Raw genomic sequence first — 13,216 nt, 5'->3', positions numbered from 1 at the left:
ATAGCGGCCTGTCAGCCAATATCATCTCTGGATGACTCACTGCCATCGCGAGCAGGCTCGCTCCCACTGTGGCTATCATCGGACACAAATCTTGTGCATGGCACCTATCTACTGTGGGAGCCGAGCTTGCTCGCGATAGCGGCCTGTCAGCCAACATCATCTCTGGATGACCCACCGTCATCGCGAGCAGGCTCGCTCCCACTGTGGCTATCATCGGACACAAATCTTGTGCACGGCACCCATCTACTGTGGGAGCCGAGCTTGCTCGCGATAGCGGCCTGTCAGCCAATATCATCTCTGGATGACTCACTGCCATCGCGAGCAGGCTCGCTCCCACTGTGGCTATCATCGGACACAAATCTTGTGCACGGCACCCATCTACTGTGGGAGCCGAGCTTGCTCGCGATAGCGGCCTGTCAGCCAACATCATCTCTGGATGACTCACCGTCATCGCGAGCAGGCTCGCTCCCACTGTGGCTATCATCGGACACAAATCTTGTGCACGGCACCCATCTACTGTGGGAGCCGAGCTTGCTCGCGATAGCGGCCTGTCAGCCAATATCATCTCTGGATGACTCACCGTCATCGCGAGCAAGCTCAGCTCCCACAGAGCAACCACCATGCTATCGTGCCCGCCCGACTTTCCACTGGTTTACGCCAGCATGCTGCCGACCACCCGTACCTTGCGCCTGTCGTTGTACACCTTGCTGATCCTCGCCGGCGCGGCGGTTGCCGCCACCCTCGCCGTGCGCCACGCCGAACGCGAGGCTTTGAAGGAAGATGCCAGCCGCGCCAGCCAGCAGTTGGCGCTGTACGCCAATTCGTTGCACACCCTGATCGAACGCTACCGCGCCCTGCCCGCCGTGCTGGCGCTGGATCCGGAGTTGCGCTCGGCCCTCAAGGGACCGGTCAGCGCGGCGCAGCAGGCTGCGTTGAATCGCAAGCTCGAACAGATCAATGGCGCCGCCCAGTCATCCACCCTGGAACTGCTCGACCACAGCGGCCTGGCCGTCGCGGCCAGTAACTGGCGCCTGCCCAGCAGCTATGTCGGGCACAACTATGGCTTTCGCCCCTACTTCATCCAGACCCGCACCCAGGGCACCGGACGGTTTTATGCGGTGGGCGTGACCAGCGGCATCCCGGGGTACTTCCTCTCCAGCGCCGTGACCGGCGACAACGGCGAGTTCCTCGGCGCGATGGTGGTCAAGCTGGAGTTTCCGGAGCTGGAGCGCGAATGGCGCCAGGGCAGCGACACCCTGCTGGTCAGCGATGCCCGGGGCATCATCTTCATCGCCAATCGCCCGGGCTGGCGTTATCGCCACTTGCAGCCGCTGACCGACAGCGACCGCGCCGAGCTCAAGGCCACCCGCCAATACGATAAACAACCGTTGCAAGCCCTGGCCCATGAACCGCTGCGACGCTTCGACGACAACAGCCACCTGGCCCGGGTGGAGGCCCCCGATGGCTCGGCGGATTACCTGTGGGAATCCTTGCCGTTGAGCGCCGAAGGCTGGACCCTGCACTTGCTGCGCCGTCCGCAGATCGCCGTCGAGGACCTGCGCAACGCCGGGCTCGCCGCCGCCGGGTTGTGGCTGGCGCTGGTGTTCCTGTTGCTGTTTCTCAACCAGCGCTGGCGCCTGGCAAAGTTGCGCCAGCGCAGCCGCGAAGAGCTGGAACGGCTGGTGGAGGAGCGGACCCGGGACCTGCGCACCGCCCAGGACGGGCTGGTGCAATCGGCCAAGCTGGCGGCGCTGGGGCAGATGTCGGCGGCCCTGGCCCATGAAATCAACCAGCCCTTGACCGCCCAGCGCATGCAATTGGCAACCCTGCGCTTGCTGCTGGATCACGGTCGGGTCGATGACGCCTACAAGGCCCTCAAGCCGGTGGACGACATGCTGACCCGCATGGCCGCCCTCACCGGCCACTTGAAGACGTTCGCCCGCAAAAGCCCCAGCGGCCTGCGCGAACGCCTGGACCTGGCGGCGGTGGTGGACCAGGCGCTGCAACTGCTGGACACGCGCCTGCGGGACGAGCAGGTCAGTACCGTGTTGCACTTGACCCGTCCAGCGTGGGTGCGCGGCGATGCGATCCGCCTCGAACAAGTGTTGATCAACCTGCTGCGCAACGCGCTCGACGCCATGGCCGGCCAACCTCTCAAGCGCCTGGAAGTGCGCCTGGAGGCCGATGATCAATTGTGGCGCCTGACCGTCAGCGACAGCGGCACCGGCATCGCCGAGGAACACTTGGGCCAGGTGTTCGATCCGTTCTTCACCACCAAGCCCGTGGGCGATGGCCTGGGCCTGGGGCTGGCGGTTTCGTTTGCAATCATCCATGAGTCCGGCGGGCGCCTGAGCGCGGACAACCACGAGAACGGCGCGGTATTCTGCGTGACCTTGCCCATCGATCAGGAGGCGCAACTGCATGCTTGATTCAGTCATGGTCGTGGATGACGAAGGCAGCATCCGCAGTGCCGTCGAACAATGGTTGAGCCTGTCGGGGTTCCAGGTGCAGCTGTTCAGTCGCGCCGACGAATGCCTGGCGCGGTTGCCGGAGCATTTCCCCGGGGTGATCCTCAGCGACGTGCGCATGCCCGGCCTCAGCGGCCTGGAGCTACTGGCCGAAGTCCGCCGCCGCGACCCGGACCTGCCGGTGATTCTGTTGACCGGCCACGGTGACGTGCCCATGGCCGTGGAGGCCATGCGTGACGGTGCCTACGACTTCCTGGAAAAACCCTTCAGCCCCGAAGCCCTGCTGGGCAGCCTGCGCCGGGCCCTGGACAAGCGCACCCTGGTCCTGGAAAACCGCCGCCTGCATGAACAGGCCGACGCCCGCGCCCGTCTGGATGGCACGCTGCTAGGGGTTTCCCGTGCGCTGCAAAACCTGCGGCGCCAAGTGCTGGACCTGGCGGCACTGCCGGTCAACGTATTGATCCGCGGCGAAACCGGTAGCGGCAAGGAATTGGTCGCTCGCTGCCTGCACGATTTCGGCCCGAGGGCGAGCAAGCCCTTCGTCGCGTTGAACTGCGCAGCCATTCCCGAAGCGCTGTTCGAGGCGGAGTTGTTCGGCCATGAAAGCGGCGCCTTCACCGGCGCCCAGGGCAAGCGCATCGGCAAGCTCGAATACGCCGACGGCGGCACGCTGTTTCTCGATGAAATCGAAAGCATGCCCCTGGCCCAGCAGGTCAAATTGCTGCGGGTGTTGCAGGAACAGAAGCTCGAACGCCTGGGCTCCAACCAGAGCATCGCCGTGGACCTGCGCATCATCGCCGCCACCAAGCCCGACCTGTTGGACGAAGCCCGGGCCGGGCGTTTTCGCGAAGACCTGGCCTATCGCTTGAACATCGCCGAGCTGCGCCTGCCGCCGCTGCGAGAACGGCGCGAGGACATTCCCCTGCTGTTCGAACACTTCACCCACAACGCCGCCGAACGCCTGGGCCGCCCCACCGTGCCCCTGAGCGGCCCGCAGTTGAGCCATCTGCTCAGCCACGACTGGCCGGGCAATGTGCGGGAACTGGCCAACGTCGCCGAGCGCCAGGTGTTGGGGCTGGATCAACTGCCTACCCTGGAGACGGAGCCGGGCCAGTCCCTCGCGGCCCAGCAGGAAGCCTTCGAAGCCCAATGCCTGCGCGCCGCCCTGGCGCGACACAAAGGTGATGTGAAAGCCGTGCTCGAAGAACTGCAACTGCCACGCCGCACCTTCAATGAAAAGATGCAGCGGCATGGGTTGAGCCGGGAGATGTTTTTGTAGATTCACTGAATTTTCTGTGTCTGCCCCGGCCTCATCGCGAGCAAGCTCGGCTCCCACAGGTCATATGTGTGCTCCCACAGGATCATGTGTATGCAGGTCAAAATGTGGGAGCTGAGCTTGCTCGCGATGAGGCCAGCCCAGACAGAACATCTCCCCCTCGGATAAGCGGATTTCCGCTCACCACCCATCAAAAACAAGCGGATTTCCGCTCACCCAACACCGCAAACCCCTCTAGACCGGCCCTCCAGCGCCTGGCACAGCTCCTGCTATAGCCCTGTCAGGCTGCGTTCCCGCGCGCTCCACAAAAACAATTAAATGAAGGATCCTTCAATGGACAACTCCAACGCCCTGCCCATTGGGTCGGCTGCCGTGCCCGCCCGTGAAAGAACCACCGCCAGTCGGATCAAATCGATCTTCAGCGGCTCGGTCGGCAACATGGTCGAGTGGTATGACTGGTACGTCTACGCCGCGTTCTCGTTGTACTTCGCCAAAGTCTTCTTCCCCAAGGGCGACACCACCGCCCAATTGCTCAACACCGCCGCGATCTTCGCCGTGGGCTTCCTGATGCGCCCGATCGGCGGCTGGTTGATGGGCCTGTACGCTGACCGCGCCGGGCGCAAACGTGCGTTGATGGCCTCGGTGTACCTGATGTGCTTCGGCTCGCTGATCATCGCCTTGAGCCCAAGCTACGAAACCATCGGCGTCGGCGCGCCGATCCTGCTGGTGTTCGCCCGCCTGCTCCAAGGCCTGTCGGTGGGTGGCGAGTACGGCACCTCGGCAACCTACCTGAGCGAGATGGCGACCAAGGAACGTCGCGGCTTCTTCTCCAGCTTCCAGTACGTGACCCTGATTTCCGGCCAGCTCATCGCCTTGGGCGTATTAATCGTGCTGCAACAGTTCCTCACCACCGAACAGCTGTACGCCTGGGGCTGGCGCATCCCGTTCGCCATCGGCGCACTGTGTGCGGTCGTGGCGCTATACCTGCGGCGCGGCATGGAAGAAACCGAGTCGTTCACCAAGAAAGAGAAGTCCAAGGAAAGCGCGATGCGCACCTTGCTGCGCCACCCCAAGGAACTGATGACCGTGGTCGGCCTGACCATGGGCGGTACCCTGGCGTTCTACACCTACACCACCTACATGCAGAAATACCTGGTGAACACCGTCGGCATGAGCATCTCCGACTCCACCACCATTTCCGCCGCCACACTGTTCCTGTTCATGTGCCTGCAACCGGTGATCGGCGGGCTGTCGGACAAGATCGGTCGCCGGCCGATCCTGATCGCCTTCGGCATCCTCGGCACCCTGTTCACTGTGCCGATCCTCACCACCCTGCACACCATCCAGACCTGGTGGGGCGCATTCTTCCTGATCATGGCCGCGCTGATCATCGTCAGCGGCTACACCTCGATCAACGCCGTGGTGAAGGCCGAGCTGTTCCCCACCGAAATCCGCGCCCTGGGCGTCGGCCTGCCCTACGCACTGACCGTGTCGATCTTCGGCGGCACCGCCGAATACATCGCCTTGTGGTTCAAGAGCATCGGTATGGAAACCGGCTACTACTGGTACGTGACGGCCTGCATCGCCGTGTCGCTGCTGGTGTACATCACCATGAAAGACACCCGCAAGCATTCGCGGATCGTGACCGACTGATCTCCGAGTCGCATGTCTAGTCCTGGCTAAGGTTTACACCTGTTTCAGGACTGGATCAAAAAAGGGGCGAACCTGACGGGGTCGCCCCTTTTTTTTTGTTCCATGTCTAAAGATTTATCCGACATTAATCTCTGGTTAATGCCTGACCTCCATCCTCATCCTCAACAGAACGCCGTTCGATACGCCGGTAATGGGCCTCATTGACCGTTCTGCGGCAATCCCCAACAAATCGATTTAATCGATTGTTTTTAGCATTTATTTGCGCTTTTTAATCTAATTAGCGAGCGTAATATGAACTCCACACCCAAGGCGCCTAACGCCAAATATTCTGGAGCACAACCATGAAAACCAAACTGATCATCGCCCTGACCCTTTCCGTACTGGCCGCCAATACTTTTGCTGCCGATGGTTTCGACCGCACCAGCTCGGCCATCGCCGCTGATGGCTACGACCGCACTGGCGCTGCCACCCTTGCTGCTGACGGCTTCGACCGCACTAACGGCGCCACCGTCGCTGAAGACGGCTTCGACCGCACTAACGGCGCTACCGTCGCTGAAGATGGTTTCGACCGCACTAACGGCGCCACCGTTGCTGAAGATGGCTTCGACCGCACTAACGGCGCCACCGTCGCTGAAGACGGCTTCGACCGCACTAACGGCGCTACCGTTGCTGAAGATGGCTTCGACCGCACTAACGGCGCCACCGTTGCTGAAGATGGCTTCGACCGCACTAACGGCGCCACCGTTGCTGAAGATGGCTTCGACCGCACTAACGGCGCCACCGTTGCTGAAGATGGCTTCGAGCGCACTAACGGCGCCACCGTCGCAGAAGATGGTTTCGATCGCACTAACGCTGCCGCCATCAGCTAATTGCCACGGAGCCCCTCCCACAGCCCGGCTTCGGCCGGGCTTAGTTGTTTTTGGGATTTGCAGAAGAACAGCGGACGCAGGTTTTGCGAAAGCGATGGCCCAGCTTGCAGCAATATTGAATGTTCCGGCGCCTTCGCGAGCAAGCCCACTCCCACAAGGTTCTCGGTGCTGACAAAAACAGCTGCCCCCTGCACTATCGTCGAACTCTTCAAAATCCACCCCAGGATCTGCACCCAATGCCCGATGACATCCATTACTACGAACCCGCCAACGGTCACGGCCTGCCACACGATCCATTCAACGCCATCGTCGGCCCGCGCCCCATCGGCTGGATTTCGTCCCAGGATGGCGAAGGCCGCCTGAACCTGGCGCCCTACAGTTTCTTCAACGCCTTCAATTACATTCCACCGATCATTGGGTTCTCCAGTGTCGGGCGCAAAGACAGCCTGAACAACATCGAACAGACCGGTGAATTTGCCTGGAACCTGGCCACCCGCCCGCTCGCCGAGCAGATGAACCAGAGCTGCGCGATGGTCGGCCCAGAGGTCAATGAGTTCGAACTGGCGGGCCTCACGGCCGCCCCGTCACGGGTGATCCAGGTGCCGCGCGTCGCCGAAAGCCCGGTGTCCTTCGAATGCAAGGTCACGCAGATCATTCAATTGCAGCGGGCGGACAAAGGGCTGGTGCCAAGCTGGTTGATCCTCGGCGAAGTGGTCGCCGTGCATATCGCCCAGTGGCTGTTGAAAGACGGGGTGTACAACACCGCCGCCGCCGAGCCGATCTTGCGCGGGGGTGGGCCGGCGGATTATTTCCAGCTGGGGCCTGAGGCGTTGTTCAAGATGCATCGCCCCAAATAGAAGCTTGCCCATCACACTCTGTGGCGAGGGGATTTATCCCCGCTGGGGCGCGAAGCGGCCCTAAAACAGTCCAGTCAACTCAGTGTCAGGAAGACATTGGGGGCTGCTGCGCAGCCCAGCGGGGATAAATCCCCTCGCCACAGGTGTAGGTCATCCAACAAGTGTGACGCGGTTTTACCAAACCAGCCCGCCATCCTCACTGACACCCTGAAGATGGGTGAGCAGCACGGCAGCGGCATCATCGGCTTCGGTCGCGGTCTTGAAGCTCTGGTCTTCAAGCACCTTGTTGAAACGTGGCGCACCTGAGCCGCCGATGGCCTTGGTGGCAATGGCGGCGAGGTAACCGCCGCCCTCCTTGGGAACAACGGCGGAAACAGCTTCAAAGGTTTCAAAGGCTTTACGTGCCATCTCTTGTGCATCCTGGCGGTGGAAAATGACGGTCATTAAACCTTCAACCGGCCAGTTTGTGTACCTGCGCCCGGCACCCTTCGGTCGCCTGGGCGGCGGAGACTTCCCTGAAGGTGTGGAAATCCAGGCTGCTCACCACCAGGTCCTGCACCAGCTCGGCGAAAATCGCCATGGCCGGTGAATTGAAGTAGGCGTCCATCGACGGCTGATTGACCCAGAGCCCGGACACCAGCCACAAATCAGCGTCGCATTGCGATTGCTGCAAGGCAAAGTGCAGGCAACCGGGCGCCTGGCGCGAGGGCGCGATCAGCGTACTCAGGCGTGCACCCAGTTGCTTGGAGCAACCACTGCGGGCCCGGACAAAAGCCATGTGGCTGACGGGGATCTGTGTAGTCATGCTCAACCCTCCCAGGTAATCCGTTGTGCAGCCGGGGACAGGCTGCGACAGGATCAAAGGTTAAGCGTCACGACGCCAGCTTCGTTAGTCGATTCCTGCCGACCCATTGCACAATCCTGCGCATCGGCCGCACAAAATTCGTCGTCGATCCAGTTGCCACCCAAGAAGTTGAAACAAAAGGTTTCAAGCAAGTTTCGCGAGCGTTGCCCCGTCACGGACCATTGCGCCGTGCAGGATCAGGCAAGCTTTCAACAGGATGTTGCTACCGCTGCGCCTTGCACAAACATAAGCTTTGTTCATCGTTCCCTATCGCCTGAGGATCCCGGCATGTCGCCACTCGATCACGCCCACGTCCCGCTGGACACATACCTGGAACAACAGCGCGCCGAACTGGCATCGATCATCGACCGCAACACCGGCGAAGACGGCAGCTACGCCACAGCCATCGGCTCGCTGAACCTGTCGCGGCACAGCCAGCCGCACAAATTCGCCCCGGTGCTGGCGCAACCGGCGCTGTGCATCATGGCCCAGGGCAGCAAACAGGTGCGCCTGGCGGATGAGTTCTTCAACTACGATCCGCTCCATTACCTGGTGGTCTCGGTCTCGATGCCGCTCAGCGGTTGCGTCGCTGACGTATCGCCCGAGCAGCCGATCCTGGCCCTGCGCCTGGACATCGACCCGGCGGAAATCACTGCGTTGATCGCCGATGCCGGCCCCTTGGGCGTGCCGACCCGCCCCGCCGGGCGCGGGCTGTATGTCGAACGCCTGGACACGCCGATGCTCGACGCTGTGCTGCGCTTGGCACGGCTGCTGGACACACCGAAAGACATCGCCATGCTCGCGCCCCTGGTGCGCCGGGAAATCCTCTATCGCCTGCTGCGCAGTCCACAGGGCTATCGGCTGTATGAAATCGCCATCGCCAACAGTCAGAGCCATCGCATCAGCCAGGCGATCAAATGGCTCAACGGCCATTTCGAACAGCCGCTGCGCATCGATGACCTGGCCCGGGAAGTGAACCTCAGCGTCTCGACCCTGCATCACCGCTTCAAGGCCATGACGGCCATGAGCCCACTGCAATACCAGAAGCAACTGCGCTTGCAGGAAGCCCGCCGGCTGATGCTGGCCGAAGGGCTGGAAGCTTCGGCGGCGGGGTATCGGGTGGGTTATGAAAGCCCTTCGCAGTTCAGCCGCGAGTACAGCCGATTGTTCGGCGCGCCGCCGTTGCGGGATCTGGCGCGGTTGCGGATGACTGTCTGACCCGGGTTTTGTGTTGGCTGGGCCGACCTCATCGCGAGCAAGCTCGCTCCCACATTGGGCCTGTTGTGAACAGAGAACCTGTATTCACTGAAGATTCCGTGTGGGAGCGAGCTTGCTCGCGATGAGGCCAGTCAAAACACCTCAACACTTCGATGCCCAAACCCCCTGGTCAATCTCAATCAACGTCGGCCCCTGCCGCTCACGGGCCGCCAGCAACGCCGCACGCAGTGACGGCACATCGTCGATGGCTTGGGCAAAGCAGCCCAAGGCCTTGGCGACCCCGATGAAATCCGGGGTGTAGATGTCCACCCCCACCGGTTCGATGGCGCGATTGAGCATGTATTTCTTGATCTCTTCGTAGCCCTGGTTATTCCACAGCAGCACGATCACCGGTGTGCTCGCCTCCACGGCGCTGGCCAGCTCCGGCAGGGTGAACTGCAACCCGCCATCACCGATCAGGCACACCACCGCAGGGCGGCCGTGGCCCAGGTCCTTGCCGCCGAGCCAGGCGCCGATGGCCGCCGGCAACGCGTAGCCAAGGGTGCCGTAGCCGGTGGAGGAGTTGAACCAGCGGCGCGGCTGCTCCGGGTTGAAGGTCAGGTTGCCGGTGTACACCGGTTGCGTGGAGTCACCGACGAACACCGCCTCCGGTAGCGTCTGCAAGACCGTGTCGAGAAACACGGTCTGGGCGCGGGTCGCGGCGTCCCAACTGCCTTGAAGCTCCGCACGCAACCGGGCGGCACGGGCCGGTCCCCAATCGGCTTGGCGTTCGGCCAAGGGTCGCTGGTCCAATTCGTCGAGCAAGGCCCGGGCGGCGACACCGGCGTCGGCCACCAGCGCCAGGTGCGGCGGGTAGTTGCGCACGGTCTGGTCCGGGTCGATGTCGATGCGCAGCAGCGCGCCGGGAATCTCGAAGCCGCCGGCAAAGGTAATGTCGTAATCGGTCTCGGCCAGTTCGGTGCCGATGGCCAGCACCACGTCCGCCTCGGCCACCAACGCACGGGTGACCACCAGGCTCTGGGTGGAGCCGATCAGCAACGGATGGCGCGCAGGCAGCAGGCCTTTGGCATTGATGGTCAACGCCACTGGCGCGCCGAGACGTTCGGCCAGTTCGGTCAATTCGGCCCTCGCGTCGATGGCCCCGCCACCGACCAGGATCAGAGGCCGCCGAGCCGTCGCCAGCAGGTCGGCCATTTGTTTTACCGCACCCGGTGCGGCACCGGCGCGGCTGATGTTCACCGGCACGCTGGCGAGCAAGGCGTCGGCGTCTTCGACCAAAACGTCCAGCGGGATTTCAATGTGCACCGGCCGCGGGCGCCCGGCCTGGAACACCGCGAACGCCCGGGCCAGCACGCCGGGCAATTCGGCGGCGGACATCAGCGTGTGGGAAAACGCCGCGACACCGCCCACCAACGCAGACTGGTTCAGCAGTTCATGCAGCTTGCCGCGTCCACCGCCCAACTGACTGCGCGACTGCACGCTGGAGATCACCAGCATCGGGATCGAATCGGCGTAGGCCTGGCCCATGGCGGTGGTGATGTTGGTCATGCCGGGACCGGTGATGATGAAACATACGCCGGGCTTGCCGCTGACCCGGGCGTAACCGTCGGCCATGAAACCTGCGCCCTGTTCATGACGCGGCGTCACATGGCGAATACTGGAACGGGCCAGCCCGCGGTACAACTCGACGGTGTGCACGCCGGGAATGCCGAACACCTGCTCCACGCCATAACCTTCGAGTAACTTGACCAATACTTCGCCGCACGTCGCCATTGCCATTGCCTTTTTCTGGTCGGGTAAAGGGCCACGCAGCGCATGCGACGGGCCCCTTTTGTCTTGGGAATGGCGTTATTGGAACGGGCGGGGCATGGCGACAACAATGGATAAAAAGTCATACTAGCCATGTCCTCACGTCATGGCTTGGATCGAAATGAAACGACTCCCCCCGTTGCCGGCGCTGCACACATTTCTGATCACGGCCCAATGCTGCAACTTCACCCGGGCCGCCGAACACCTGCACATCACCCAGGGCGCGGTGAGCCGGCAGATCGCCGGGCTGGAAGATCATTTGGGTTATGCGTTGTTCCAGCGCCAGGCCCGCGGCCTGAGCCTGACCGCCGAGGGCCAGGCGTGGCTGCCACGGGTGCAGCAGGTGTTCAGCCTGATCGGCGATGCGGTCCAGCAGATCGGCGAAAAACGCCAGACCCTACAGCTCAAGGCCCCGACCTGTGTGATGCGCTGGTTGCTGCCGCGCCTGTTGCAGTGGCAGAAGGAACGACCGGACGTGCCGGTGGAACTGACCACGACGGTCAGGCACGGCGTGGATTTCCAGCGCGAAGCCTTCGACGCCGCGGTGGTCTATGGCCCACCACCGGATGCCTCGCTGGCGTGCCTGCACCTGTTCGATGAACAGCTGACGCCTGTCTGCTCCCGCCCGATCCTGGAAGGACCGGTGCCGCTGCATGAACCCGCCGACCTGCAGCACCACTTGCTGTTGCACCCGGCCCTTGACGAGCGCGACTGGAACGCCTGGCTGGCGGCGGCCGATGTGCATTTGAACCACGTCAGCAAGGGCCAGCATTTCGAAACCCTGGACCTGGCGATGTCCATGGCCTCCCAGGGCACCGGCGTGGCGATTGGCGACTGGTCGCTGATCGGCGACGACCTGAGCGCCGGCCGGCTGGTGATGCCGTTCGAGCTGAAAGTCAAAACCGGGCTGGGCTATCACCTGGTACACCCGCGCAAGCCCCAGGCTTCGGGGCCGTTGCTGGAGTTGATGGACTGGTTGGTGGCGCAGGCGCAGGTGCGGTAGCAACGTCACAGCGAGCCCCCTGTGGGAGCAAGGCTTGCCCGCGATGAAGGCGACGCGGTCCCTCAGAGATTGAGGTGGCTGTTTCGCGAGCAAGCTTTGCTCCCACACATCCCATTGCCACAAAAGCCAGCCATCAGGGTTATCAGAGCAGATTCGGCGCCTGCACCGGTTCGATCTGTGCCCAGTGGGACGTGTCTTCGCGGTGCTGCTGCAGGTACGGCAACACCGCCCCCAGCAACGGCGCCTTGAACGCGTCCTGGAAGCGATGGGCCAGGCCCGGGATCAGTTTCAGTTGGCTGCCTTGGATGTGCGCCGCCAGGTGCACGCCGTGCATCACCGGCAGCAACGGGTCGGCGGTGCCGTGGACGACCAGGGTCGGCACCCGCAGTTGATTGAGCAGGGCTACCCGGCTCGGCTCGGCCATGATCGCCATGATCTGGCGCTTCACGCCTTCGGGGTTGAAGGCCCGGTCATAGGCCAGTGCAGCCTGATGCAACAAGGCCTGACGATCATCCACCACCATCGGGCTGCCCAACGCGGCCAGCAGGTCGGCCTGCTGTTCAAGGGCCATTTCGCGATTCGGAGCACCGCGCCGGGACAACAGTTGCACCAGTCTTTCGCTGGGCGCGGGCAAGCCTGCGGCACTGGAACTGGTCATGATCAGGGTCAGGCTTTCAACCCGCTCAGGCGCCATGGCCGCCATGTGCTGGGCGATCATCCCGCCCATGCTCGCGCCCAGTACGTGGAAGCTTTGTACATGCAACGCGTCCATCAGCCCGAGCCCGTCGTCGGCCATATCGGTGAGGGTATACGGCGCGGCCACGGGCAAGCCGAGCTTGTAGCGCAGGGCTTCAAAGGTCAGGTTGGCGCTGCCGGGCGCCTGGCGCCAAGTGCTCAGGCCGACATCGCGGTTATCGTAGCGAATCACCCGGAAACCCTGCTCGCACAGGGCGACCACCACTTCGTCCGGCCAGTGGATCAACTGCCCACCCAGGCCCATCACCAACAGCAATGCAGGATCCGAGGCACGGCCAATGCTCTGGTAGGCCAGGCTGACCTGATCCAGATCGACCCGTTGGGTCGCAACATTGACATCACAACGAGATGCCGCCATCGACGGCAGGCCGAAAAACAACGCGGCCAGGAAAATAAGTACACGCATGAAGAAACACCGAAACGCAGAACCCCAGTAGAGCGCGAGTCTGATGAAGTTTGTTCA

At 62.7% G+C, this 13,216-nt stretch carries 12 protein-coding genes; 7 read left to right on the top strand and 5 right to left on the bottom strand.

Annotated features, from left to right (window positions below):
* The first annotated feature begins 662 nt into the window (after window positions 1–662).
* From AO356_RS17830 to AO356_RS17810, 4 genes are all read left to right on the top strand, one after another.
* On the top strand, window positions 663–2,429 hold the full coding sequence (locus tag AO356_RS17830) for a sensor histidine kinase (protein ID WP_060743141.1): 1,767 nt from the start codon (window positions 663–665) through the stop codon (window positions 2,427–2,429).
* Entirely contained in the window at window positions 2,422–3,747 is a 1,326-nt protein-coding gene (locus tag AO356_RS17825; protein WP_060740865.1) for a sigma-54-dependent transcriptional regulator, read from the top strand. The genes AO356_RS17830 and AO356_RS17825 overlap by 8 nt, the downstream gene beginning before the upstream one ends.
* A gap of 330 nt (window positions 3,748–4,077) precedes the next feature.
* Window positions 4,078–5,397 (top strand): MFS transporter, encoded by a 1,320-nt coding sequence (locus tag AO356_RS17815; RefSeq protein ID WP_060740863.1) that lies wholly within the window; start codon window positions 4,078–4,080, stop codon window positions 5,395–5,397.
* A gap of 341 nt (window positions 5,398–5,738) precedes the next feature.
* Entirely contained in the window at window positions 5,739–6,266 is a 528-nt protein-coding gene (locus AO356_RS17810) for a hypothetical protein (RefSeq protein ID WP_060740862.1), read from the top strand.
* On the opposite strand, the gene AO356_RS17805 is transcribed toward AO356_RS17810, so the two are convergent.
* The gene (locus AO356_RS17805; protein ID WP_152032429.1) at window positions 6,263–6,520 is read right to left on the bottom strand and encodes a hypothetical protein; all 258 of its coding nucleotides are present in this window, start codon (window positions 6,518–6,520) and stop codon (window positions 6,263–6,265) included. The genes AO356_RS17810 and AO356_RS17805 overlap by 4 nt on opposite strands.
* Between AO356_RS17805 and AO356_RS17800 the strand changes: the two genes are divergently transcribed.
* A complete protein-coding gene (locus tag AO356_RS17800; protein ID WP_060740860.1) occupies window positions 6,503–7,123 on the top strand; it encodes a flavin reductase family protein in 621 nt (206 codons plus the stop codon). The genes AO356_RS17805 and AO356_RS17800 overlap by 18 nt on opposite strands.
* A gap of 174 nt (window positions 7,124–7,297) precedes the next feature.
* Here AO356_RS17800 and AO356_RS17795 read toward each other — a convergent pair whose 3' ends face one another.
* Window positions 7,298–7,531: a hypothetical protein gene (locus tag AO356_RS17795; RefSeq protein WP_060743140.1), complete on the bottom strand. Its 234-nt coding sequence runs from the start codon at window positions 7,529–7,531 to the stop codon at window positions 7,298–7,300.
* A 43-nt stretch (window positions 7,532–7,574) separates the two neighbouring features.
* Window positions 7,575–7,928, bottom strand: coding sequence for a putative quinol monooxygenase (locus AO356_RS17790; protein ID WP_060740859.1), 354 nt, complete (start codon window positions 7,926–7,928; stop codon window positions 7,575–7,577).
* A gap of 327 nt (window positions 7,929–8,255) precedes the next feature.
* On the opposite strand from AO356_RS17790, the gene AO356_RS17785 reads away from it, so the two are divergent.
* Entirely contained in the window at window positions 8,256–9,185 is a 930-nt protein-coding gene (locus tag AO356_RS17785) for an AraC family transcriptional regulator (protein ID WP_060740858.1), read from the top strand.
* Window positions 9,186–9,326: 141 nt separating this feature from the next.
* On the opposite strand, the gene AO356_RS17780 is transcribed toward AO356_RS17785, so the two are convergent.
* Window positions 9,327–10,958, bottom strand: a complete 1,632-nt coding sequence (locus AO356_RS17780; RefSeq protein ID WP_060740857.1) for a 5-guanidino-2-oxopentanoate decarboxylase — start codon at window positions 10,956–10,958, stop codon at window positions 9,327–9,329.
* Window positions 10,959–11,115: 157 nt separating this feature from the next.
* Here AO356_RS17780 and AO356_RS17775 point away from each other — a divergent pair, with 157 nt between their 5' ends.
* Entirely contained in the window at window positions 11,116–11,997 is an 882-nt protein-coding gene (locus AO356_RS17775) for a LysR substrate-binding domain-containing protein (protein ID WP_060743139.1), read from the top strand.
* Between the two features lie 142 nt (window positions 11,998–12,139).
* Here the strand turns inward: AO356_RS17775 and AO356_RS17770 are convergent, their stop codons facing one another.
* Window positions 12,140–13,159, bottom strand: coding sequence for an alpha/beta fold hydrolase (locus AO356_RS17770; RefSeq protein ID WP_060740856.1), 1,020 nt, complete (start codon window positions 13,157–13,159; stop codon window positions 12,140–12,142).
* Window positions 13,160–13,216: the final 57 nt, after the last annotated feature.

The sequence above is a fragment of the Pseudomonas fluorescens genome (assembly GCF_001307275.1).
Lineage (GTDB): Bacteria > Pseudomonadota > Gammaproteobacteria > Pseudomonadales > Pseudomonadaceae > Aquipseudomonas > Aquipseudomonas fluorescens_AA.
Note: the sequence above shows the minus strand (reverse complement) of the source record. Positions and strands in the feature narration are given on the sequence as shown.

Coding starts and splice junctions, on each gene's coding strand:
- AO356_RS17785 (WP_060740858.1), top strand. CDS start 8,256: ATGTCGCCACTCGATCACGCCCACGTCCCGCTGGACACATACCTGGAA.
- AO356_RS17795 (WP_060743140.1), bottom strand. CDS start 7,531: ATGGCACGTAAAGCCTTTGAAACCTTTGAAGCTGTTTCCGCCGTTGTT.
- AO356_RS17775 (WP_060743139.1), top strand. CDS start 11,116: ATGAAACGACTCCCCCCGTTGCCGGCGCTGCACACATTTCTGATCACG.
- AO356_RS17825 (WP_060740865.1), top strand. CDS start 2,422: ATGCTTGATTCAGTCATGGTCGTGGATGACGAAGGCAGCATCCGCAGT.
- AO356_RS17805 (WP_152032429.1), bottom strand. CDS start 6,520: ATGGATGTCATCGGGCATTGGGTGCAGATCCTGGGGTGGATTTTGAAG.
- AO356_RS17790 (WP_060740859.1), bottom strand. CDS start 7,928: ATGACTACACAGATCCCCGTCAGCCACATGGCTTTTGTCCGGGCCCGC.
- AO356_RS17780 (WP_060740857.1), bottom strand. CDS start 10,958: ATGGCGACGTGCGGCGAAGTATTGGTCAAGTTACTCGAAGGTTATGGC.
- AO356_RS17815 (WP_060740863.1), top strand. CDS start 4,078: ATGGACAACTCCAACGCCCTGCCCATTGGGTCGGCTGCCGTGCCCGCC.
- AO356_RS17770 (WP_060740856.1), bottom strand. CDS start 13,159: ATGCGTGTACTTATTTTCCTGGCCGCGTTGTTTTTCGGCCTGCCGTCG.
- AO356_RS17810 (WP_060740862.1), top strand. CDS start 5,739: ATGAAAACCAAACTGATCATCGCCCTGACCCTTTCCGTACTGGCCGCC.
- AO356_RS17830 (WP_060743141.1), top strand. CDS start 663: ATGCTGCCGACCACCCGTACCTTGCGCCTGTCGTTGTACACCTTGCTG.
- AO356_RS17800 (WP_060740860.1), top strand. CDS start 6,503: ATGCCCGATGACATCCATTACTACGAACCCGCCAACGGTCACGGCCTG.